Source organism: Prolinoborus fasciculus (assembly GCF_056724605.1).
Genome location: NZ_JBWZQN010000053.1, coordinates 1 through 25,499, shown reverse-complemented (window position 1 = coordinate 25,499; position 25,499 = coordinate 1). Strand labels below are relative to the sequence as shown.

The 25,499-nt window shown below is 36.3% G+C and carries 17 protein-coding genes and 1 pseudogene; 7 read left to right on the top strand and 11 right to left on the bottom strand.

The window, feature by feature from the left end:
- Nucleotides 1–123 precede the first annotated feature (123 nt).
- The 7 genes and pseudogenes from AC1P5O_RS12410 to AC1P5O_RS12380 form a co-directional block, all read right to left on the bottom strand.
- A pseudogene (locus tag AC1P5O_RS12410) lies at nt 124–999 on the bottom strand (IS481 family transposase); the annotation flags it as partial.
- An 82-nt stretch (nt 1,000–1,081) separates the two neighbouring features.
- On the bottom strand, nt 1,082–1,552 hold the full coding sequence (locus AC1P5O_RS12405) for an IS630 family transposase (RefSeq protein WP_228761445.1): 471 nt from the start codon (nt 1,550–1,552) through the stop codon (nt 1,082–1,084).
- A gap of 47 nt (nt 1,553–1,599) precedes the next feature.
- Nucleotides 1,600–1,905 (bottom strand): IS630 transposase-related protein, encoded by a 306-nt coding sequence (locus AC1P5O_RS12400; protein WP_000122230.1) that lies wholly within the window; start codon nt 1,903–1,905, stop codon nt 1,600–1,602.
- Between the two features lie 178 nt (nt 1,906–2,083).
- Nucleotides 2,084–2,572: a DEAD/DEAH box helicase gene (locus tag AC1P5O_RS12395; protein ID WP_085064814.1), complete on the bottom strand. Its 489-nt coding sequence runs from the start codon at nt 2,570–2,572 to the stop codon at nt 2,084–2,086.
- Between the two features lie 38 nt (nt 2,573–2,610).
- Complete coding sequence (locus AC1P5O_RS12390; protein ID WP_085064815.1) at nt 2,611–3,636, bottom strand: DEAD/DEAH box helicase; 1,026 nt, start codon at nt 3,634–3,636, stop codon at nt 2,611–2,613.
- Nucleotides 3,633–4,025, bottom strand: a complete 393-nt coding sequence (locus tag AC1P5O_RS12385; protein ID WP_085064816.1) for a (deoxy)nucleoside triphosphate pyrophosphohydrolase — start codon at nt 4,023–4,025, stop codon at nt 3,633–3,635. The genes AC1P5O_RS12390 and AC1P5O_RS12385 overlap by 4 nt, the downstream gene beginning before the upstream one ends.
- A 245-nt stretch (nt 4,026–4,270) precedes the next feature.
- Nucleotides 4,271–5,251: a hypothetical protein gene (locus AC1P5O_RS12380; protein WP_085064817.1), complete on the bottom strand. Its 981-nt coding sequence runs from the start codon at nt 5,249–5,251 to the stop codon at nt 4,271–4,273.
- Between the two features lie 105 nt (nt 5,252–5,356).
- On the opposite strand from AC1P5O_RS12380, the gene AC1P5O_RS12375 reads away from it, so the two are divergent.
- Entirely contained in the window at nt 5,357–6,256 is a 900-nt protein-coding gene (locus tag AC1P5O_RS12375; RefSeq protein ID WP_085064818.1) for a competence protein CoiA family protein, read from the top strand.
- Nucleotides 6,257–6,315: 59 nt separating this feature from the next.
- Here AC1P5O_RS12375 and AC1P5O_RS12370 read toward each other — a convergent pair whose 3' ends face one another.
- Both AC1P5O_RS12370 and AC1P5O_RS12365 read right to left on the bottom strand, forming a co-directional pair.
- Nucleotides 6,316–7,377, bottom strand: a complete 1,062-nt coding sequence (locus AC1P5O_RS12370) for an HNH endonuclease (protein WP_085064819.1) — start codon at nt 7,375–7,377, stop codon at nt 6,316–6,318.
- On the bottom strand, nt 7,364–8,563 hold the full coding sequence (locus tag AC1P5O_RS12365; protein WP_085064820.1) for a class I SAM-dependent DNA methyltransferase: 1,200 nt from the start codon (nt 8,561–8,563) through the stop codon (nt 7,364–7,366). Before AC1P5O_RS12365 ends, AC1P5O_RS12370 begins: the two co-directional genes overlap by 14 nt.
- A gap of 597 nt (nt 8,564–9,160) precedes the next feature.
- Between AC1P5O_RS12365 and AC1P5O_RS12360 the strand changes: the two genes are divergently transcribed.
- The 5 genes from AC1P5O_RS12360 (at nt 9,161) to AC1P5O_RS12340 (ending at nt 17,177) form a co-directional block, all read left to right on the top strand.
- Complete coding sequence (locus AC1P5O_RS12360; protein WP_499006092.1) at nt 9,161–9,709, top strand: hypothetical protein; 549 nt, start codon at nt 9,161–9,163, stop codon at nt 9,707–9,709.
- Nucleotides 9,709–11,985, top strand: coding sequence for a hypothetical protein (locus AC1P5O_RS12355; protein ID WP_121980147.1), 2,277 nt, complete (start codon nt 9,709–9,711; stop codon nt 11,983–11,985). The genes AC1P5O_RS12360 and AC1P5O_RS12355 overlap by 1 nt, the downstream gene beginning before the upstream one ends.
- Complete coding sequence (locus AC1P5O_RS12350; RefSeq protein WP_086044322.1) at nt 11,969–15,124, top strand: site-specific integrase; 3,156 nt, start codon at nt 11,969–11,971, stop codon at nt 15,122–15,124. The genes AC1P5O_RS12355 and AC1P5O_RS12350 overlap by 17 nt, the downstream gene beginning before the upstream one ends.
- Nucleotides 15,125–15,279: 155 nt before the next feature.
- Nucleotides 15,280–15,855, top strand: coding sequence for a LexA family protein (locus AC1P5O_RS12345; RefSeq protein ID WP_005105086.1), 576 nt, complete (start codon nt 15,280–15,282; stop codon nt 15,853–15,855).
- Between the two features lie 23 nt (nt 15,856–15,878).
- Nucleotides 15,879–17,177 (top strand): Y-family DNA polymerase, encoded by a 1,299-nt coding sequence (locus AC1P5O_RS12340; RefSeq protein WP_086044321.1) that lies wholly within the window; start codon nt 15,879–15,881, stop codon nt 17,175–17,177.
- A gap of 1,025 nt (nt 17,178–18,202) precedes the next feature.
- Here the strand turns inward: AC1P5O_RS12340 and AC1P5O_RS12335 are convergent.
- On the bottom strand, nt 18,203–20,113 hold the full coding sequence (locus AC1P5O_RS12335) for a bifunctional metallophosphatase/5'-nucleotidase (RefSeq protein WP_005105082.1): 1,911 nt from the start codon (nt 20,111–20,113) through the stop codon (nt 18,203–18,205).
- Nucleotides 20,114–20,405: 292 nt separating this feature from the next.
- Complete coding sequence (locus AC1P5O_RS12330) at nt 20,406–22,865, bottom strand: ExeM/NucH family extracellular endonuclease (RefSeq protein ID WP_213073062.1); 2,460 nt, start codon at nt 22,863–22,865, stop codon at nt 20,406–20,408.
- Nucleotides 22,866–23,260: 395 nt separating this feature from the next.
- On the opposite strand from AC1P5O_RS12330, the gene ppk1 reads away from it, so the two are divergent.
- On the top strand, nt 23,261–25,339 hold the full coding sequence (gene ppk1 / locus AC1P5O_RS12325) for a polyphosphate kinase 1 (RefSeq protein WP_005105077.1): 2,079 nt from the start codon (nt 23,261–23,263) through the stop codon (nt 25,337–25,339).
- Nucleotides 25,340–25,499 lie beyond the last annotated feature (160 nt).

The following is a 25,499-nucleotide window of genomic DNA, read 5'->3' as shown; positions in this document are numbered from 1 at the left end:
TGACTCAAGCATTAATGCAGTACGATCTTCAAAGTTAAGATGATGGTATGACAATTTTATATACTCCATAAACCCTTTAAATTAATTAGGTGGTTTATGTCGCACTTCAAGTTTTACTCTGCCCTTTTTCCTAAATGTAATTTGATAAAACTCCTGCAGTATTGTTTTATGGAAGCGTTCACAGATCCCATTCGTTTGTGGTGAAGCTGCTTTTGTCTTCGTGTGATCAATGTCATTGAGGGCTAGATACAACTCATAGTCATGTTGTTCCACCTTCCCGCAATACTCGGTTCCTCTGTCTGTAAGAATGCGAAGCATTGGTAAATCCTGGGATTGATAGAAAGGTAATACACGATCATTGAGTAAATCAGCCGCTGTAATTGGTGTTTTGGTTGTATAGAGCTTGCAATGAACGACCTTGCTATAAGTATCGATAAATGTTTGCTGGTAGATCCGTCCAACACCCTTGAGATTCCCGACATAAAAGGTATCTTGCGCACCTAAATAGCCTGGATGAGCTGTTTCTATTTCACCACATGCCACATCATCTTCATGCTTACGCTCAAGTGCAGCAATCTGATGATCATTTAGTTCGATACCATCCTGCGCCACTTTAGCTTCGAGAGCTTTTAAACGCTTCTTAAAGTTCTCCAAATCATGGCGGAGCCAAATAGAGCGAACACCACTCCCTGAAACAAATACACCCTTCTTGCGCAATTCGTTACTGGTACGATGCTGACCATAAGCTGGATATTGAATTGCGAAATCAATGACCGCTAGCTCTGTAGCATCATCTACACGGTTTTTTAGATTAGGCACTCGACGGGACTTATTGATCAATGCATCAATGTCACCAGACTGTACTAACTCCTGATAGCGATAGAAAGTATCTCTAGAGACACCCATCACTTTGCATGCTCTAGAAACGTTCTGAAGTTCTTCGGCTAAATTGAGTAAGCCTACTTTGTGTTTGATAATTTGATTGTTAGTATGCAACATAAGAAAGTTACCTTTGTTTGATTAAGATTTCGACACCTTTATCAAAACGGGTAACTTTCTCTTTTTCAAGAAGAATGTCCGATCAAGTCTGAACTAATACAAATAACTCATCGACTGAGTCGATCAACCATTCTTTACGCTTACGTTTAACCCATGCCCACATCTGTTCTATAGGATTTAAATGAGGGCTGTATGCAGGAAGCCAAAGAATTTTATGCCCTTGTTGTTCCAATAACTCCTGAATATCTGCTCTTTTATGAAATGCTGCATTATCCATAACCACTACACTATTTTCTGGTAATGTTGGTATGAGGAATTGCTCAATCCAAAAATGAAAAACATCTGAATTGATTTTGCAGTCAAATAAACCGACTGAAAATAACTTACCCTCATAGATTGCTCCAATGGCATTGGTCTGATTCTTTAATTGCCAATTATATTGCCCTAAACAAGGTACTCCTTTTCGTGAGTAGCCATGAGGTCTGTAATCATGTGACTTAAAACCACTTTCATCCACATAAATAATCGGGTGGTTTGTTCCTAATTCATTCACTTGCTGAATAAATTTATCCCTAAGCTTTGTATCTGCTTTAGGATGGCTTAACGTCTTTTTTTAACTGTAATATTTAAGCGCTTTAATGCAGCACCAATAGATGAAACACCACAATTAAAACGTGCAGCACGTTCATATTGATAAGCATCAGGATACTTTTCAACATCTTCACGTAAAGCATCATCGTTAATTTTAGAAGGTTTACGTACACGAGTTTTTTTAATCTCTATACGTTTTTTCCATTCAACAATGGTATTTTTATTAATTTCAAATTGTGCAGCTACCGCTCGAATAGAATAACCTTCCTCAAGTTTAGCTAAAATTTTACGTCTAAAATGTTCTGAATAACTCATTGCACCATTGTATTGGTTTTATAATGATTTGACTATATAGATTCATGTGAGTTTGAAAGTGCATAATCAATTGCTTGCTGTTTAAATTCAGGACTAAAACGTTTAGCCATTCTTGTATCTCCAAAGTTAACGTTACGTTATCTTTAGAGGGAAATGCTGTCCATTATTTTGGCTAGGATCAAAAAATCACTTGATTAATTTTAGGAATATCAATCCCTTCATTAAAAATATCAACCGTAAAAATCATTTCAATACGATGGTTATCTGCCGAGCTGATTGACTCGATCGCAGCTGTTCGCTGTTCCGTACTATTTTCGCCACTTAAAGCTATACTTTGAATCCCTAAGAGATTCATTTTCCCTGCAAGCTCTTTCGCTTCCTTAACACTAGAACAAAAAACTAAGGCTCTTAATTCACCGTTATCTGTACCAAACTTATCTGAAGCTTCTTTAATCTTTCGAGCACGCTCATCACTAATTAAATGACCAAAATCAGTATTATCATCAACCAGCTCACCATCTATTTCTAAATCTGAAATTCCAAAATAGTGAAAAGGACAAATGAGATTACATTCCATGGCTTTTTTAAGCCTAATTTCATAGGCTATATTGTAATCAAATGCTTTGAAAATATCGATACCATCACTTCTTTCTGGAGTCGCAGTCATACCTAAAAGAAATTTGGGTTTGAAATATTCTAAAATTTTTAAATAGCTAGCAGAACCTGAACGATGACTTTTACAATATAGTCAAAAGCTTCTGGTGAAAATTGAGTTAAATGATGATCTCTAGACAAAGACTGTATAGTGGCAAAAATATTGTCATACCCGGCTATATCTCGATTTGATCCTGAGAAAATAGCAGATTTAAAATCAGCACCAAATACATTTTTAAAAGCCTGTTGAGCATCAATAAGAATGTTTTCTCGATGCACAATAAAAAGTATACTTTTTGCTTTGAAATTGCGTATATCAAAAGCTGAAAGATAAGTCTTTCCTGTACCTGTTGCAGAGATGAGCAAAGCCTTAGTAACATTGCCCTCTCGTAATTTTTCCAAACTACTCAAAGCTTCTTGTTGCATTAAATTAGGTGTAATTGAACTAGAAAGCTTTATGTTCTGTTGTGGTAGTTTCTGAACAAATTGATTTTGAGCCTGATATATTTCACTATATTGTGCTAAATATTCTTCGGTCAACTCTTGTGCAGCGTCGAATAAAGTCTGCTTTTTGAGCAAAATATCTCGCATAATTTTACTTTGAGGCAAGGCCCGAATAAAAATATTAAGCTCCTCATTTTTATTCAGTGCATTCGCGGTTAAGTTACTACTCCCTAATAACACACTCATATGATCTTTATGTTCAAATACATAGGTTTTCGCATGCAAGTCAGATTGTATATCTATACAAACTTCAAGATTTTTAAAGCTTTTTAGTCTTTTTAAAGCCTCTGGTTGAGTAAAATTAAGATACTGAGAAACTAAAACTCGACCAGGAATATTTCTGCGTTGTAAATCTTCAAGCAGAGAATAAAGGGTATTAAAACCACTCATACTTAGAAAAGCTGTAGTGAACCAAAACCGTGTGCAGTGTTCCAGCTCACCTTCAAAGGTATTGATCACTTTTTCTGATGGATAATTATTTTGTACCAACTTAGTTTGATAAATATCTTCTGAATAGGAAGATTGATCAATGAAGCTTGTAATTAACCCTTTACTCAATGCATCTAGAATCATTTTCTTTGCAACTCATCAACAATAGGTAAATCTGCTGCTGCCCAGTCGAGAGTAGTTAGTTCATTAATAGTCAACCACTGATAATTCACATGTTCTAATAACTGTAAATCCTTATCGTTGCTATGACATAAGAATGTATTTAAAGAAATACTAAAATCAGGATAGTCATAGTCGACCGTAATAAGATGTGAATCTACTACAATCTCCATGTTTAACTCTTCTTGAATTTCACGAATAATTGCTTGCTCTGGCGTTTCATCTTGCTCAACTTTCCCACCAGGAAATTCATATTTCAAAGAAATATAATCATATTTAGATGGTGCTCTTTGTACACATAAAATTTTATCTTCATGTTTGATTACGGCAGCAACAACAGCAATTTTTTTCATAGACAATATTTTTTAGATAAATGAGAATCTTACTATAAGCATAAGACTTAGATAAGACAGGCCTGTAATAATTAAACATTTTGAATAGCTATCAAAATAAGACCGTCTCTTATCAAGTTTGTGGGGTCAATCCGAACCCTCTTACTTTTCAAAAATTTCATGTTTAAATGTAGTGGCCGTACAATCGCCCACTTATTTTTAAAAATCACATTTACATATAACAATTTACCCATGTAAATTATGATTTATTTTAGTTGCTCACCTTTCAGTGTCACACGATCAAAACTATACACATGGGCAAAAGGACTCTCAACGCACCGTCCCACTAAAGGCATCTTTTGATCTGGTTTCCCACTTTTTAAGAGGACATCAGAAGCACATATCGGGCATGTACCTTTAAACTTTGTCACCCGAGTAATTTGATTTCTCTCTTTATCCCGATACATTTCAAGATCAGCATGATCTTCAGCGAATGAAATAAAACTCATAGGGGCTTTAATTACACGATGCTCTGGTAAATTCCATAACGGAATTGCCCAGTACTTAAACATAATAAATGAAAAGAAAATCAGACAACTAATCCAAAATAAGTCCAACGATGTAAAAGATTGTTCATCACTAACCAATACCAATGAAAAAATAAAAACATAAATAGCCCAGCCAATCACACTACCAAAGAGTACGGTAATCATTACCAGTCCTCTCAAGCTCTTATTTTTTAACTCGCCATTTTTAAAAATGAATTTATAAAACCACGACAGTTGAATGTCGGCAGGATTATTTCGCTCATAATGAACAATATTATCTTCAGGACTCTGATTATCTTCATCAACTTTAGCTGTAATTTTTTTTATTTCCAACCAATATATTCGCTCATTCCCCTTCCCACCCTTAGTATCATTTGTATTTACAAATGGGATGTATCCAAGCTCATCAAACACTGCACTGTGCCGGTGAATAACACACTTTAAAAAATCATTTAATCGTGAGTCATTGATCCATTTTCCAAGTTCTTTAGAATCCATTCTTTCCGCTGACAATTTTCCATCAACAGCAACTTTCAATTGCTGCCTGGAGTAAGTAACTTTCTCTTCAAAACCACTCTTATAACTCTCAATTGTTTTTTCAAATAACACCTTTAAACAATCATACGCCCTGTTGATCGTAGGCTGGCTCACTAGTAAGCCATAAAATAATTTTAGTACTTTTATTTCTATTTCAGTCACTTATACACCCCACTTACCCGTATTACCCCTGTTAATACGGTGTTTTAGCGATTAAATCACAGTCATAGTAGGAGAGTAAATTAACTTGCTAAAGGATTTGTACTCATGACTATGTATGTTGCTCTCAATGAAAATAATAATCTGGTCCAAATAGAAAATGTTGAACGTGGCTTAGCGTGTAAATGTACATGTTTTGAATGCGGTGAAACTGTCATTGCACGCAAAGGTGATATCAAAGAGCATCATTTTGCACATGCCAGCAATAAGGAGAGCTGTAACATTAATCCAGAATCTGTACTACACAAATACGCCAAAGAAGTCATTTTAGAATCTATGGGTTTAATGCTTCCTGCGGTCCCAAATACTGAAGACAATGAAGCTGCATGGTGGACATTTGACAAAATTATTCCTGAATTTCACTTAGGGTTAATTCGTCCTGATTTAGCCTGTTATTACAATGATGAACCAGTATTTATTGAAATTGCTGTCACACATTTTATTGATGAGAATAAACTCAAGATCATTGAATCAATGAACGTTAATACATTAGAGATTGATTTATCGAGCTTATTACAGACTGAACTTGTAATACCAAGTGAACAAGCAAAGAAACTGATCCTTGAAAGTCTGGATCATAAAAGTTGGCTTTATCCTCAAGCCCCTAAAGTGATTAAAAATGGAGTTGAAGGGAAAATATCTAAAAATCCACTTGAAGCAACTGAACAACTCGCAACAAACACGACTCCTAATGTTTCATCTTGGGAAGATTATCAATTTACCATCAATGGAATATGGGTACGTGCTCGCAAATTTTCGAGTGGAATGCTATCCGTGAATTGTATTTACAACCCCGAAATCATTGCAATTCTAAAGCAATGGCGGAATGAAGGTGGTGGCCGTTTTGATCAAAAATATCGTTCATGGAACTATTGGCAACCGTTCTCTGCTACCGTCTTAGAAAGGTTAGAACAAATGCACACACCCAAAGATATAAAGCACTACTAAGGTACTTTATATCTTTATTACATTCAAGTACTTAAATATATCTATTGAAAATAAATTCTTTAATACACTTGGGCTAATATCTTTTTATCTTTTCCCCCCAACCAAACTAAATACTCATTCTCTATTGCCTGCTTATACGCCCAGTCGGCAACCCGATGCGAACGTTGCAGATCGGTTAGAAAACCTAATTGAGAAATCTCTCGAATAATAGATTGATCATGCAGATGATTACGCTCCTGCCACTGATGTAAGAATTGCTGTGATGCTAAATAATTACTTTTTTGTGAGTTGCATTTTTCATCCGCCAGGACAAAGTTATGTCCGGTATCGGCAGGATATAAAGACCATGGAATAAAATGATCCACTGCATATTTAGATTTTTTTAGGCTTTTACCGCAATAAAAACACTGGCATTCTTGCAAATCAATCAGAAAGTCTGCGACCTGTCCTAGTTGGTTACGACTCGGTGCAAACATGAATTCATCTAGGTCAGGTAACCCATCTAATACAACCAGGTTCTGCTTATTCAGCCGGACAAAATCAATCCAGCGCTTCTGGCAAAGCTCTTCAATAATTTCACTAAACTGTCTTAAACAATACATCACTTTGGGTAAAAGCTTGAGGGACTGTTTGGAGTCTTCAAGGCAATAGAGAAATTCTACCGTTTGACCATTCAGATTCTGCAAATATACTACCGGCATTTGCTTTACCGTTGTCGCAACTGTTCGCTTCAGCCTGTTCCAGTAAAGTACATCCTTTCTCAACGCGGCCAAAGTCTTGAATTGTTGCTGTGCATTCTGAATTTCACTGATGATCTTTGCCTGCTTACCAGTGCTTTGATGAATAGTAAAAGGCTCATACTGGTTAAACTGAAACGGCAGTGACTGTTTCCAGTACAGGTCAATAAACTTTTCAGCAATATCCTGATATTCCAAATGCAAGGCAGCACCGGTATCTTGACCCTGTTCAATCGCCAGACGCGTGATACTTATCAGCAAAGCAAACTTATATGTCGAAGTAAAAGTCCCTGACTGCAATATCTGCTGAATATGCTTCAAGAATTTCAGCTGCTCGTTGGGTGTAGGTTTATTATTTTCTATAAAGTGATCATCCTGCCACATGTTGAAGCTTCACCTGTCTTTGTAATCCTGCTTCCGTAGCGATTTCCATCATTTTCGCATTTTGAATGGCTTTTTTACGTATAGCTGAAAGGGTTTCTTTAAACTCGTGCTGATTACCTTTCAAATTGAGTGGCAGTATCGTTTGTTCAGAAACCTTTTCCTCAACATTCCAAGGTTCTTCACAAATTATCCAGGACACATATGCATTATCTTCAAGCCATGCATCCAGCCATTGTTCACCTGAATGCGTGAAAGTCATGCGATTACCTGACCCTACTCTTCTAAGCGGATACCCACTCATCTCAGCCAGAAGTATGCCCAATGTTCGTCTTAGCGTTGAACCTTCTGCGTTACCTGCAAAGTGTGTTTTAAGCCGTATTCTCAAGTTTGATTTACTATTTGGTTTAGTCTTTTTGTCAGGCGATATGCCAACATACAACAAAGTATATTCTTGATACGTTATACAGTTTTTTGTTGGGATTCCCGGTGGATTTGTTTTGAACCACCAAAAATAAATCCCGTGTTCTGCAGGAATCAAAGAGGGCTCTTTCATTAACTCGGCACGCTTGTATAAACGCTGCGGGTAATAATCAAAAGCATGTGATTGCTTTTTCCATATTACGTTGATCCACTCTTCTGTACGGTCTGGACGTTTATCTACAGTAATCCATTGCTGTAACAGTAAAGCCTGATCTATTTGTTTAAATAAGTCGTAAGCTTGCTGCTCATTCAAGTCAGTAAAGCTGCGCCCTTCTTTCTCACGGTCTGTATCGCCATATTTAAAAGACATGTAACACACCCCATTTGGCTTTAATGCTTTAAATATGCGCCCCAGCACTTCAGTCAGGCGATCTCTTTCACAGTGCAAAAGAGAAGCACAGGCCCAAATACCATCATACTTAGCTACTTCATTCAGCTCATAAAAACTTTGCTGACGTACCTCGATGCCTGTCAGCTCTCTCGCCTTTTCAACCAGCTCGGCAGAATAATCAATTGCCTCAACTTGATAGCCTTTTTTCTTAAATGCCAAAGTGTCCCGCCCCGAGCCACAGCCCAAATCTAGGATAAATGCCTGTTCCGGCAAATATCTTAGAAATGGTGCGTAAAGACTTTCCATTTCAACCTGATAGGTATTTTCAAAAAATGATTGAGCATGTTGATTGTAATAATTTGATGTTTGATTCATTGTCTAAAAGCCAATATCTTATGTTAAAGAACATACTGATATTTCACTAGATAAGTCAAATGATCAGTCCTATGAATGAATCAAACTCTTATTTCACTGTATCCGGACAACTGGGATAGAAACCAAATGTTTTCTTGTAAATGGGAAAAAAATGGGCTTCAGATTTCGCAATAGCATTTAAATGGAGAGGTGGATACGGAAAATTTGAGCATTGTTATTGTAATAATCAGCTGTACTTATCCTTACCCTATTCATTCTAATCCGTCATGTGAGAATCACAATAGAAACATGATATTTTTTGCCAACTCACAAATATAGCTAACTAATAGTGAGTATCCGATCAAGGAGGAAAATTTGAAACTTTCAATAATAAATAAACTTTAAAAACAAGAAAAAATGATGTCTCCTGCCATATTCAAAAACTCTAAATATCCGTGAATATTACTGTATTATTTTTATTCAATGGCATTTATGAATTTGACATCTGAACTACTTTTAAAGTTTCCAACAACACAGACAAGTACTGTAAAAAATTTCAAAAAAAGCAGAATCACCATTCATCCACACGCTTATGGTTTCAATCTATGCTACTTAAATATGTGGAAAAATCTCGCAGTAGATTTAGATATTTCTAATCGTATAAAAGAACTTCATGTCTGGAAAACTCCAGAATTCGATAGCTACACCGTTTTTAATAATATTCACTTATATCTTAGCTACTTAAAGAATGATATCAAAGAAGTCACTTTAATTATTCATCATCAACAATCTTTTTCAGATGACGAATTATTATTTCTGAAAGAGTTATGCAGTCTTGAATTTATTCAATTCATCAAATCTAATAAAATTAATATTCTGTCGTTAAATCCCAAAAAAACATTGCATTTAATTAACACACATCTTTCACGTCAAACTCTATTGACCCTTAACAAAGAATCATCTTTAAAGCCACATCATCAAATGAGTCTGGAACTGCTAGCACAACTACTTGCATGTTCTCGAAATCAACTGAATCAGCGGATTAAAAATATTAATCAACAGCGCACACATATTTTTAATGAATTATCACTCAACAGCAGATGTGCAAAAGAACTCATTGATCACTCTGATAGTTGCCTAAGTACAGAAAAAATTTGGAGATCATAGTGTCGAACAATCTAAACGAGCATATTGATTTGCCAGCTATTTCACTGCGAAAAACACTAGAAAAACTGTTTGGTGATGAGCAATATGAACGTACGCAACATATCAACTTTGTGGTTAAACTATTGTCTTCTCAACAGACTGACAATTTTCTGGTTGGTCTCAATCTTGATTACTTTGATATCGATGTAGACTTTGATTCGCAACTGCCGACACCTCCGGTAATCGCGTTCACGAAAAAAGTTAAGATTAGTGATTTACCCATTACGTCATACATCAATTCAATTGCGCAATTACCTGAATCGCAGACGCATGCAAAAAATTGGAATATTCTAGTTTTAAAAGCGGCAATTTATTTAATTGCTCTTCCTGAGCTTAAACCAGAGCTTTTTAAACAAGCACACACAGAACACTTCAATACCATAAAGCGCTTATTTCAGCGCTTTAGGAATGCAAATAAAAATTTAGTTACTGAAAAAAAATATCAAAATACAGAAGAGTATCAACGTCTCTGGAATACCTATCTTCAAGATCCAACGCTGAGCTTAGAACAATTTATTCAATATCTGATCACATTAGATAAGGATGAATTGCCTGAGTTTGACCGTAATCTACTCAATGATATTCGTGTTACCTTTAACTACGTTTTAAAAAACAAAGCGAAGATTGCACGTGCAAGTATCGGTACACAGCTTCAACATCAATTTCTTGATGAAGAACAATTCATTGAAGAAAGTGTAGAAATAAAAAAAAGTGCTAAATCTAAAGCACTGAATATAGAAACGTTAATTGATGAGCCAGTTAGTCGGCAAATTGTTGTCAATCCAACTCATGTCACACCACTGGCAGCACATTCAGAAACGATTCAAAGTTATGTTCTACCACTCGTTGCAAAACATATTCAACGTAAAGAACATTTACTCACGTCGAGTAGTTTTTTCCCAAATCCATCTAGCGTGAACCATCTACTGAAAAGACTTCATGTGGACTACTCTGAACATCAAAATAAAAGTGCTTTGATCCTGATACTCGCATTTTTAACAGGCAATAGTGTGAATGAGTGGTTATATATAGAAAGCAAGCGAGCTAAAAAATTAAATAACCGCCAAGAATTGCTCCATAAAAATGATCAGTTCTTCTTACGCAGTAAATTTAATATATTTGAGAACCGCAATTTTAAGTATTCGGACAGCTTGCTCAATCAGACTATCTATTTAGACATTCCAATTCCGAATCTATTCATAGAGGATCTTCGCAAAATGGATTCGGTTAGTATCGATGATATACAGCAATATTTACGCAAATTAAGACAAGAATTACTGATTCCAAAACTGTCTGTCGTAAAGGTGAGTTCTCTACTGCATCACACGGTTCTTGAAAAAACAGGTAATAAACAACTTGCAGACCTAGTTGCAGGGATTGATGCAAATCAGTCATCGTCTATTTCTTATTGTCATCAGAATATCCCGCGTTTACACGCACAATATCTCGATATTTTAAAATCACTCTGTACGGATATAGTGCGTAAATATGAAAGTGGTGTTACCACTTCACCATCTGATTCAACACTTTATTTTGGTAGTCGTAAAGCTCCCAAGCCACAGGTAATTACAGAGATTTTTGCTGTATTGAAATTTAATATTTTTTCACAAGCCGAAGATGACCTAATTTCAATCTTTAATCATTACAACATCTGGTTATGGCATATCCTTCTTCTTTTTACAGCAGCACGCCCCGTTGCTGAATTCCCTGGATTTCTTAAAAACTTTAATTTAAAACGCCAAATTTTGATGGTTTCAGACAAAGAAGTAGGCGGTCGTAATGGATTTGGACGCCTCATTCCACTTTGCCCATTTTTAGTTGAAGAGATAAAAAAATTCCTTAATTTTTTAGAATATTTTTTGATTCAAATCATGATGAGTCAACCAGCTTTAAGTGAGGTCATACAACAAATCAAAATGAGTAAGCTCCCCCTCTTGGGAATCATTCAGAATAATGACTGGATACCGTTAAGCCCATCTTCAGTAAAAAAATTTCATCCAGAATTAGGTCTTGATCATGCAAACTGGCATCGCCACACAGCTCGTGCATTTTTAACTCATAAAGTTTCTGAACCTGAAATTTTGGCACTTTTTGGACATGAGCTTATGCAACAAGAAGCAGCCCATCCATTTTCCAGTTTATCGCTCTCTCAATTTTCCAAAATTGCAGATGTTTTAGAGCAAATGAAAACGTATTTTAAAATTACAGGTGTTGAAGTTGATGTCCTCACGCAATAAAAAAATCTCAAAAAAACGCTATGCAGAAGACAGACGTCAACTTCAACGTAATGAATTAGAAAAGAATCTACGAGCTGATGCAGAACATGAGCTCCGCCAATACTTTGATGAACAAAAATTCTCAACTGAAGACTTAATTCAAGCTTATCCTGCGATTTATGAGTTTATTAAACGTAAAGCACCAAATTTGGCTTGGAATAAATATGCACATGAATTCTTCCGAACATATATCAAAGACCTCAATAAGAGCAATAACCTAGACCTCCCACTACCTTATCTTACCTTCGAGATGAAACGTGATGAACCAATTTTCACTTTGGATTGGTTCCAGGCCGGTCATGAAATTGACATCATCCTCGAAAAACTGTGGCACTACTGGATTCTTGCTCAAGATAGCTCGACGTTTTCTGATGAAGAAATTATTGCAAATATTCTGCTTTGCTCAATGCTATATGGTGGACTAAGTCAAACAGCAACATTAAATGCATTACTTGAACATTTAAAGAATCCCGTAAAAATCCAAAAAATTTGCGATTTAAATATCATCTTTTTAGAGCCATTTTCTCCAAGCTATGGCGATCTATTTGTCGATGAGAAAACAATTCGAAAATCGCGTAATTTTGTTCCAGATCAACTCACACGACTTTGGCTCATTCACTTCAACACAAGGCAAATTCGTGACATCAGTCTAGACGTGGATGCTTATCTACACCTCATTTTTCAAAAAATAAAACATCCATACACCCAAAAGACTTTCAAATTTCTACGTGACTACGCCAATTTTAATTGGGTACAACTGCACAATGCAGATATTGATCCTGCCCTCTCACAATGTTTGTTAGAAAACACGCTCACGTGTGGTTTATCTGAACATGAGTTTGAAAATTTTGCATTCCCAAAACTCAAAACTCAATTAAGTGATGAAATCGAACAAAATGTCTCTTCTACCGCCAAAGCCCTACCAGATCTCAATACGTCTGAAGCAGTAGAAAATATCATACTTATTCATAAAAACTTGCTGAAAATTATTCGCACACCATCAACGGAACACCCCATTGCTGAACTTATTATTGATTTTTGCCTGCTTCACCAAGAGCAGTTTAATAAGTTTTCTAAGCGTATTATCTTATGGCTCATCAGTCTGTATCGACCAAATTCAGAGCAAATAAAAAAATTATCAGCCACTTTTGATTTTGATACAACTCAGTACACGAAGGCATCTCAAGACAATCAAAAACTCGCAGATAGTTCAATCTATACATATTACACCCGGATTGCAGAACCGTTTTTAACTCATGCCTTGCAATACGTCGATGCCGATGATGACATTAATGATCTACTGAACAAAATCTATCAACAAATCATTAGCAATACACGACTTGCTGATGAAGCAGATCAACCTGAGTTTAAAAAATCTAAAGACCAAACGATCCGCATGTTGAAACGTTTTCACACCTTCCAGCAAATTGTTTTTCAAGCAGAAGATTTCGAACTTGAATTTATTGCATCGCAAAATCGACCACGGGCACGCATCATAGGTCACACAGCCTTCCAGGTCATATTAAAGAAGTTAAATCAGTTCTTACATGATCAATCCATCTCAGACCATCAATATAGATTATTAAAAATCATTTATATTTTAGCTTACCGAACTGGTATGCGTATCAATGAAATACTGGGATTACGTGTAAAAGATATCGAGGGTTTAGATCAATTTTCCATCTGGGTCCAACCTTATGGTTCAAAAAAACAAGGAAATCAACATCTGCTCAAAACTGATAGTGCGGAACGGATTGTGCCTGCCTACGCTTTGCTTAAAGACGATGAATACCAATTTTTTAGCGATTTTGTTGTTGAAAAACGTTTAGAGAATAAGAAAAGTTTATATTTATTCAGCAACTTGAATGAAAATAAAAAACTGAATCGACACACTGTCACTGTGCCCCTAAAACTAATAATGAATCAGGTGTTTAAAGGACATCATTATTCATTTCACTCTTTTCGTCACACGACAGCGAATCATTTATCACTTGTACTGAACTGTGAATATGCGCCACTTGTGCAAGAGCTAACTGACTATAGTGCAGATGAGTATCAAAAAATACGAGCTGAACTTCTTCAAAATGAGCATGGACAAAACCATTGGTTTGTTATCGCACATCTTTTAGGACATATAGAACCCGTTGAAACTTTCAAAAGTTATATTCACTTAAGTTATCTCATTGCTGGTCAAAAACTACTGAAACATCATTCAGATATGCAAAATGAACTGGCTAAAAAAATCATGGGCTACAATGCAAGGTATAAAAATTTAAAAATAACAAAGGATGAAAAAAACTTTAATTTTGAGAAAAATCAGGCCGTTCTAGCCACTATATTATTGAATGATCAAACAAACTGGCTTCAGAGTAATGCTACTGACATTCTTGCAGAACTGTCAGTACAAACAAATCAATCCCATGACTTTTTTGCTTTCTTCGCCGGCACAGAAGGCTCTAAAATTTCACTTCAACGCTTTTATGAAACCTTAAATCAATTAGAGATTCACAACGATCCTCAAGCTGTATCTCAAAAAATGTGTTTACCAGAAGAGCTTGTCAATTATTGGTATGAAAATGCCCTAAATTTAGCAGACATTAAATCAAAAAAAGGGAATCCCCGTTTATTTAGTATTGATAGCTCAATCCACTTAAAACCAGCAATGCTTGATAGCGCTGAAGAGCTTTATACAGTGACATATTTTTTTGAACATCTACAGAAAATAGCTCGTAAAAATCCAGCACAAATTGCATACGTCCTAAATGTATTTTTAACTCGAGTGACCGCATCACATACCGGTATCCATTACCGCTGGAAGGATATCGATCAACTCGAACATTTTTACTCCCAAGTTAAGGCTTTATTTCCTGCCAAATTTTGGCACTTACTTGGACAAGATTTGCAAACAAAGTTAGATGGTAAACAACAGCCTCAACTTTTTAAATTAGCAAAAGCATCAACAGGTAAACATCCATCGACTCTAGAGGAGTTTCCTCGTCTGCAACTCTATTCGGTAAAAGATGGCCATGCTCTTGCAGCATTTAAGTTTTGTCTACATCTAGCCTGTATTGGCAGACCACGATCTCTTAAACTTCAATAGAAGTTACTCAGTATGCCGCGAATTAACAAAAGATAAGGCCTATAAGTTCCGGGAATTTATAATTTCACCTTAACCATTCATCCAAATTATATTGTTTTTACATAGAGTTAAAGTTAATATTTGATTTTGTCACAAAATCAAATAGTAGGTAGATTATGAACAATAATCGTGGTGGAATCAGAGAAGGTGCAGGTAGAAAACTGAAATATAACGAGCCTACAAAAACATTAAGAGTGCCCCTCTCTAAGATTATAGAGATTAAAAACTATCTCAATAAGACAGAAAACCCGTGCTTTAATGATATTGCTTCAATCTCTGTTGTAGAGTCATCCACCTACATGAAAATTCCTTTAGCCGCTGAGAAAATCGCTGCTGGCTTTCCATCCCCTGCCCAAGACTATGTAGATAAAACTCTAGACATGAATGAACACTTGATTAGAAATGAAGCAGCAACCTTTGTGGTGAAAGTCGCTTCACTTTCTATGCGAGATGCAGGTATTGAGATTGATGATGAACTGATTGTAGACCGAAGTATTGACGCCAAACATGAAGACATCGTGATTGCACTGATCGACAATGATTTCACTGTAAAACGCTTAATGATCGAAAATAATTATCGTTGGCTTAAAGCTGAAAATCCAGATTGCTCAGACATTCATCTGCAAGATGGCCAGGAAATGGTGATTTGGGGTGTGGTTACTTTTGTCATTAAGTCATTTAGAAATCGTTAATTTCTTTATTGGTTTCCTGCCCAATGACCATATATTCTCAGAAAATCTACGCTTTAGTAGACATTAATAATTGCTATGTGAGTTGTGAGCGCATCTTTAACCCTGGTCTAAAAGATAAACCAGTAATTGTCCTGTCTAATAATGATGGCTGCGCTGTAGCCCGCTCTCAAGAGGCCAAGGACCTAGGCATTAAGATGGGTGTTCCTCTATTTCAGATCAAGGACATCGTTGAACAGCATCAGGTCCAAGTGCTTTCTAGCAATTATGCCCTGTATGCAGAGATGTCACGCAGATTCATGAAAGTCCTGTCCGACTTTGTTTCTCCTAAAGAACAGGAGATTTACTCTATTGATGAATGTTTTCTCGATCTGACAGCCCATGCGGGAAATTACGACTTAACTGACTATACCCAGCACATTCGTCAGCGTATTTTTTCTTGGCTTGGTTTACCAGTATGTATTGGCATTGGCAGATCTAAGACAGAAGCAAAACTAGCAAACCACATTGCGAAAAAGAATGTTTATCTGAACGGTGTATGCAACCTAGTTTCAATGGATCCTTGCTCTGCTGAAGATCTGTACCAAGCTATAGAAGTGAGTGAAATCTGGGGAGTTGGCAGGAAGCACAGCCAAAAGCTCAACAGCATGGGGATACACTCAGTCATGGATTTCATTATGGCTTCGCCTCTGATGATCAGAGATCAGTTTTCTATCGTCATGCATAGGACATTACTGGAATTGCAGGGTGTTTCATGTATAGAGCTAGAGCATACGCGGGCACCAAAAAAGCAGATTGTTGCAAGCCGTTCTTTTGGACAAAAGATTTACCATATTGACGACTTAAAAGAAGCTATGAGCCTCTATGTGCAAGATGCAGTTACTCGTTTAAGAGGTGAAAATTTATTGTGTGGTTATATAATTGGCTTCGTACAATCTAACCCGTTTGACACGTATAGACCTTATTACAGCAAGTCAGCTGCAGTGACTTTACAAGAACCTACTGACAACCTGTTAGTGTTCTCTAAAATTGCTACCACGATGATTGATGACTTGTATACCAAAGATATTGCCTTTAAGAAATGTGGCGTGATCTTGACGTGCCTGGAGCCTAAAGCTTCCCATATTTATGACCTGTTCACTGACATGAAGCAAATAAGCTTAGACAATAACCTGATGGATTCACTTGAGGAAATCCATCATAAGTTTGGCAAAACCAAGCTGGCTTTAGGAGCAAGTACGTTACCGAATAGAACCTGGAACATGTCAAGAGATCGGCTAACTCAAAACTACTTCAAGTGGGATCAATTATTGAATGTGAAATAATTTGAATGATTTATTTCCTGCCAAATTTTGGCAATTACTTGGACAAGATTTGCAAAAAAGTTAGATGTTAAACAACAGCCTCAACTTTTCAAATTAGTAAAATCATCAATAGATAAATATCCATCGACTCTAGAGGATTTTCCTCGTCTGCAGCTCTATTCAGTAAAAGATGGTCATGCTCTGCAATTTTAGTTTTGCTTAGCGTGTATTGGCCGCCCACGATCTGTTCAGCTTAATGAGTTAGATGACATATCACCTGCTACCCTACATAAGCCTATGACTGTATTACACCAAGAGCGACTTTTTTAAAAAATTAACCCACTGTTCTATTTGTATTTAAATAGATATTCCTGGTTAATATTGGATTAAATATTCTTCATAGGCATGTAAATACTAGGCATCATTATCATCAATAGTGATCACCTGTTAGCTGTTTATAAATGTCGGTTCAAAGTTTTCATATCTCTTTCACTCATTGTGTAATTTATTTAAGGTTCTCTTTGCATTGACTGCATCCATGTGTACCACCAATAAGAAAAGAAAAACCCCGCTCAATAACTTGACGGGGCTGTTAGTGCCGTAACAATTTCGGCTAGGGATTAGATATTTTTTTCAAGAAAAAAATCTGTTTAACTCTCCCAAATTAAACAGATCAATTTGCGCTGTATCACTAATTATTCAGTATTATTTATTTGCACTAAATATAAAATCAAATTATTTCACTATGATGAAAATAGTTTATTTGATTCTTAAATATCACTTAACGTCTTTCAAAAAATTACGACAAACCTTAGATTTTCCAGCAAAAACTATGTAATCAACTTCCATTGTACTATATAGACCAAATATACGCTTTACGAATCGGAATAGTTATTTCCCCTTTTAAATTAATTTGAATGAAAATTTAAAAAGTAATATTTCTCTAATCCATAGTTTTAAAAAAAAGAAGCTCAATGGAGCTTCTTTTTTTTAAAACTATGGATCGGTCTGAGCCAAAATTTTTATCTTTTATCAATAAATCCTTTTTATTCTTTATAATTTTGCGTGCTGTATTGCTCAACTGGCAATCGGGACAAGGCCTTTTGCCCTTTTTCACCAGGTAACCCTTCTACATACTGCAAAAATGCTTCTGCATAATCTAATCCCACATCTATACGACGCTCACCAGTAATGTCTTTAAAGCTTGTGTAAAAGTCCTGACCATCAGCCAGAAAGTTGATGGTAATTACTTGATAGGTCTGATTCATATTTAATGGCTGATATTGACCTTGTGCATTTCGAACCTTTAAATTGGATAAACGCTGACCCTTTGCCTTAGTTAAATCTACATCCCATTGTAGTCCACCCGCATATGGATAACTGCCTGTGTTATTACTCGTAACAGCATCCATGGCATCTTCCAGCACTGCTTTAATTTCTTGGCCAGTTGCATTTAATTGTACTAAGGTATTTTTGAATGGCAGCACTGTATAAATTTTCTCTACCGTAATATCACCTTGAGGCAGATCTACCCTTACCCCTCCTCCGTTTTGGATTGAAATATCTGCATTAAAATATTTTTTACCTTGCTGTAGAAATGCTTCGGCAACCAGCTGCTGTACATCACCCCCATGCTGATTAATAAAATCTGCTTTATTGCAGACATCACCTAAACTAGAACGTGATGTATCTTTGGTCATTCCTGGAACACGACGTAAGCATAAATTATCATTAGCAATGGCAACTTTTTCTTTGCCTAATAAGTTTTTAGCGACTTTATACGGTTCTAAAATACTTAAAGCTATAGCATCAGGCTGTACAATACGTAAGGAGTTACTATTTTCAATATCTCGCTTAATAGAATCTAGTTCCGTACTCATCAATGCTGGAGCATCTTTAGCTGTACGTTTAAAATCATCGCCAATCAATACATTGGCTTTTCCTGCACATGCTTCAATTTTACCATCGGCATCAAAGTTGACTTTGAGTTGTCCGACGACATAACTATATTGCCATGCCTGTACAACACAGACCTGATCACCATCTTTATTTTTTAATACAGTGGGATAGTCACCCTCTGGGCTTATACCGTAACTTTTAAGTTTCGCATCTGCCAGCAAGGTATGAGAATCTCCGCCAACAATGACATCAACGCCTGACAATTTAGTGGCTAAATCTTTTTCTAACCCGTACCCTAAATGAGATTGAACAATAATTTTATTGATGCCTTGCTGTTTTAGCTCATCAATATATTTTTGTGCAGTAACTACTTCATCATTAAATACAGTATCTTGATTTGGTCGAGAAGCATTTTTAGTTTTATTGGCAATCGTTAAACCAATTAAAGCAATTTTCTGCCCTTCTTTTTCCATAACTGTATAAGGTTTAACAAGGTTAGTTTGGTATAGTGCTGAAGTTTTTCCAAACTCGACATTTGCACTCAAGACTTGGGTTTTATTTTCACAATTACCTTTATCATTTAAGAATCCAATAAATTTTTTTAAGCCATCATCCGTATTATCGAATTCATGATTACCTAGCGTTAACGTATCGAAACAAACACTATTCATGAGATCTGCCTCTGCTTCACCTTCTTTCAAAGTAAAATAGAGGTCCCCAGTAATGGCATCACCTGAATGAATTTTTATTGGATTCTTCTCAGTGCTTGCCAAAGTATTCATCAACGCAGCAACGCGTGCAAAACCACCATTAGAGACTTGTATTTCTTCACGTTTACCCATCGAAGTTTCAAGCATTAATATAGTACTTTCCTCATCCAAATGTGAATGACTGTCATTAATATGTACTAAATTGACTTCCAGCGGTTTAGGAGGAATAACAGGCGTTATATTCGTATTTTCTTTACTATCATTATTACACCCAGTTAAAAACATACTAGAAACTAATAAACTGCATGTAAAACCCGAATACCTAGTTAGTTTATTATTAAAAGACATGACCACCCCACCTGATTATAATTTAAACAAACATCATGTAGGTCTGCTGTTTAAAATTCATGACATTCACTATTTTTTCTAATTGTTTTTTAACAAATGGTTAAGTTATCCCATTAGGGAACTTTTCATTTCATGCCCCAAGCTTAAATTATAAATTTTGAATAAGCATATGTTTGATTATTGCTTGGCTAATTTTTTAAGCACTCAATAAAATAAGGAGAAATATGAAATTTCCCCTTATAGATTAAATTTATTTCGTCAGTTTTCTTAATTTACAGTCTATGAACTCATATCAAAATTTACGTCTGCGTATCATGGAAACTAAAACGAGGCCCGTTAAGGTTAACATTGACCAGATCCCCATGCTGCCACCGCTTATTTTTCCTGTATCAGGATTACTCGATATATTTTCGTTTAAATCCATATCAACAATTACAGGATCATGATCGGAAGAACGGAATGCATCATCGCTATAGAATGCTGCAATTTGCTCATCTGTTTTATATTCTTCGTTATAGTCTAAGGCCGTCGGCTCATCAGCATTGATGTGCCAAGCAAAAGCGCGTTTCACCATTGGATATAAGTCTGCATCAGCAATTGCATGGTCTAGGTTTCCTGCGCCCCCATTGCCATTGGCATCACTTGCAACACCAAATACATAACTATAGGCTGTTTTACCTTGTCCAATTTTTTCGTCATTGAGCAAGACTTTATAATTGGCTTTTTCTAATGCTAAAATCGGATCTTCTTTAGCATAACTATTCATATCACCGACCAGCAAATAATTTGGTTTAGCCACTTGTGTTGGATTTTTTGCAATCCACTGCATAAGTTCTTGTACTGCAGTTAAACGTGTTGCATTCCAGCAACCTTGACCATCACCCTGATCTGCATCGGCTAGAGTTTTATCGGCAGGACAACTGCCTTTCGACTTTAAGTGATTCGGTACTATCGTAAATATTTTTCCACCATTTACAGATTGGAAACTTTGCGCCATGGTGACACGGTTTTTTTGAGTCTGATCGTCATAAACCGCAGATTCTCCCACAGGTTTTACGCGCTTACTGTTATAAATAATCGCAACTGCAATTGCATCTGTACCTAGTTTTGTCATTTTAGTTGGAATGACATATTTCCAGTCTGCACCTAAGGCTTGAGATAAATATGCCACTGCACTTTTATCATCAAAACCATTATTTGCGATTTCCATTAACCCATATACATCAGCATCAATTGTTTTTAAAGCACTGACAATTTTTTGATGTTGCTTTTTAAACTCAGCTTCTGAGCTTGCACCACGTTCTGTTGGGAAACCTTTTTCTGCACCATTATCATAATTCAAGACATTAAAAGCCGCAGCGCGAATTTGCTTAGCATCTTTTGCAATCATTGTTGAAGGACGTAAATTGGTATCCTTGATAATTTCAGGTTGTGCCTTTGCCTGAATAGGTTGAATTCGCCATGCATTAAAACGGTACTCTAAAATCCCTTCAACATTTTTCAGTTGAGAACCTGTTCTTAATGTATTTAAGGCATTGAAGTTTTGCGGCAGCAATGGTGTTCTATTTTGATTATTATAGCCATCATCTAAGATAATTTTAGAAAGTAAGTTTTGCTTGGCTAATGCAACTGCTTCAGCAGATTTTGCAGGATATAAATTGGTTGGAATATATAAGCGACCTAAACTTAAAGATAGCTCACCATAACGACCGTAATTGTAATTTTCACTTATCGTTAAAGTTTGTGGGATTTTAACCAGCATCCCTTGATAGCGTTTAGGTACATTTCCTGCTATCTCCGTCAAACTGGTAAACGGTAAATTAAGTGCCTGTGCCGTGACTGTATTGGATGCTTGTGTATTACAGGTTTGAATATTTTGATCAAGTTGATCTATTTGGAGTTGGTTTTGATATGAGGTTAAACGACCTTTTAAAATAACCTCTTCACCTACTTTTCCTCCAGTGATTTTACTACTTGCAGGAAGATAGACAAAAATAGCATTACTTAAATTGGATTTGGCTTTACTATCGGGCGTTTGTATATAAAAACCAGAAAAACCATTGTCATAACGGTAGTCTGCGGTAATAACACCACGAACAACATATGGTTGATTTTCTGCGGCAGATTGTAGGTCCGCAATCGCCGTATCTGCTGTATTACAACTGATAGGAGTAACGGGGGAGGTTATAGGCGCGCTTGTATCTAAATACTGGGAAAACTCATTTCGATCAGACCATTTAGACCATTCGCTTTCTAACTCAAATGCTGTTGCAGGATCAATTGAAGTTACATTATTTGAAGTTTTAGTACGTGACAAACTATTTTGATAACTACTAAAACCCACTCCCCAACCAGTACCTGGATCCTCTCCCACACGACCAAAACGGTCTATTGGAGTACCTTTATAAAACAGGACCAAGGTATCATCTCCATTAAATGCAAGTCCTGCCACTTGATTGACTTTATTACCAATTACTGCCTGCAACTCTGTTCGACCAATAATGTATTTTGCTTTACTTGCCAATGAACCTTCTAATTGAAAAGTCGCAGATTTCGTGGTTGAACCATTAGTAAATTGTTGAATCTCATAATCAGCTAAGTTCACTGTTAAACTGTCAGGGTTATAGATTTCCAAACCCTTTTTATTAGATGTACCATCTATATACTGACTAAACATTAATTGTGCATGTGCAGAAAACGAGCACCCCATAAGTATTAAACTTAAACTCAATATTTTTGGTTTTATATTCATAATGATTTTGAACAGTTGTTAAAATTCAAAATAGCTTAGTTTTTATACATGACATCACTATGAATAACTGATGACAGTTTTAGTGAAATCGCTTTTCCAGAATTTTTCTCATTAAGCCCCCAAGTTGTCCCGGTTTAAATCAACGTTGCCCCTTTTCTTCTAAATTCAGATAAAAGTCTGAATATTACCCAGATGAAATAACAATACAATACGATGTCATAAAAATGTCATGAAGCAGTCACAGAATACTTAATTGAATAAAATTAAATTCTTAGCCTTCTTGCAGAATTAATCATTTTTTATTTACGAAGAATTAATTAACCTCTTTCAAAGGCTTTAAAAGAATTTTTATTAGCTTCCTTCAGCGCTGCAATCTGACTTTATAAGAGCCATAAATGACTACCTTAAATGTGTCTTCAAACTCTTCATCACATCCGTTAAAAAAGTATATAAATAGAGAGCTCTCACTATTTGAGTTTCATAAGCGGGTGTTGGCACAGGCGAAAGATACTGAATACCCTTTACTTGAACGATTAAATTTTTTAATTATTTTTTCAAGTAATCTGGATGAGTTTTTTGAAATACGAGTTGCCAGTTTAATGCAACAAATTGAACTTTCAGATCATGCTAGAGCTCGTCCAGATAACTCACTCCTCTCAGATATAGTCACCACCATTTCCAAACTTGCACACGAAGCTGTCGAAGAACAGTATAAAATACTTAATTATAATCTCTTACCACAACTGCAAGGACATGGTGTTCATTTCATTCAGTATGGTGACATCCTCGAAAAACATAAAGAATGGATTAAGGACTATTTCCATAATGAAGTTCGACCTGTGGTCACACCTATCAGTTTAGATCCAGCCCACCCCTTTCCTCGGCTAGTGAATAAAAGTCTAAATTTCATTGTAACCCTAGAAGGTAAAGATGCATTTGGACGAAAAATTGATTTGGCGATTGTTCCCGCACCACGATCATTACCTAGATTAGTAAAGTTACCTAATAGTATTTCTGGCGAGGATGAACACTACATTCTACTTTCAGCCATTATTCAGCAACATCTTCATGAGTTATTTCCAGGGGTAACCACCACTGGATGTTATCAATTTCGGGTCACACGTAATGCAGATTTAACTATCTCAGAAGATGTTGAAGACTTAGCAATTGCCTTAAAAGATGAACTATCCTCACGGCGCTTTGGTCGGGCTGTAAGACTTGAGGTGACTAAAAATTGCCCTGAAAATATTATTGATTATTTACTTGGACAATTTGATCTTAAGCAAGAGCAACTCTATCGTATTGACGGCCCGCTTAATCTGGCGCGCTTTATATCGAACTTCAATTTGCCAGAGTTACGTTTTCCTCCCCATGTACAAAAATTACCGAAAGTGTTGTATGGGAAAAAATCCATATTTGAGGTATTAAAAACCGGAGATGTTTTATTACATCACCCTTTTCACTCTTTCGCTCCGGTCATTAAGCTACTGAAAGAGGCAGCCCATGATCCACATGTGTTAGCCATAAAACAAACCCTTTATCGGAGTGGTGTACATTCTGAAATTGTGCAAGTCCTTGCTGAAGCGGCACGAAATGGTAAGGAAGTCACAGCAGTGATTGAATTACGTGCTCGCTTTGATGAAGAGTCAAATATCGAAGTTGCCAATCTATTACAAGAAGCTGGGGCGGTTGTTGTATATGGGATCGTTGGCTATAAAACCCACGCCAAAATGATTCTGATCGTGCGTCGTGAAATAGACAAAATTAAACGTTATGTTCATTTAGGCACAGGTAACTATCATGCAATGAATGCCAAAATCTATACTGATTATGGACTACTGACCAGTGATGCTGATATTTGTGAAGATGTCCATAAAGTCTTTCAGGAGCTCACAGGCATGGGGAAAATGGTCAAATTGAAAAAACTTTTTCATGCACCATTTACTCTGCATTCTCAATTGATTGAACTCATCGAAACTGAAACTGAAAATAGCAAAGCAGGCAAAAAAGCGCAGATTATTATTAAAGTAAATGCCTTAACTGAACCTCAACTAATTGATGCCCTATATAGGGCATCTAAAGCGGGCGTTCAAATCGATTTGATTGTCCGTTCAATTTGCTGCTTACGCCCACAAGTGAAAGGGCTTTCTGAAAATATTCGAGTCCGCTCAATTGTGGGACGTTTTTTAGAACATACCCGGGTTTATTATTTTTACCATCAGGGCGAAAACAAGCTTTATTGCGCCAGTGCAGATTGGATGGGGCGTAATTTATTCTCTCGCATCGAGACCTGTTTCCCAATCGAAGATAAAAAACTTCGTAAACAAATTCTGCAAGATGGCTTAATGAATTATCTTCAAGATAACCGCCGTGCATGGGAGCTTCAAGCAGATGGAACATGGATTCAATGTACACCAAGTTTGGATAAGCCCATGTATATCGCACAACAGCACTTATTAAACCATACATCTTAATTAACCCGAATCCTGTTTAAGCCACTGATTCTATAATTAACCTGAGTTCGATGAAATATTTTAGCTTTTTAGCAAGTTTTGGAAAGTTGGCTTATTTGGATTTAAGCAATAAGCCACTATAGCAGCCATAATATTCACCATAAAGTTATTCACCGAACGA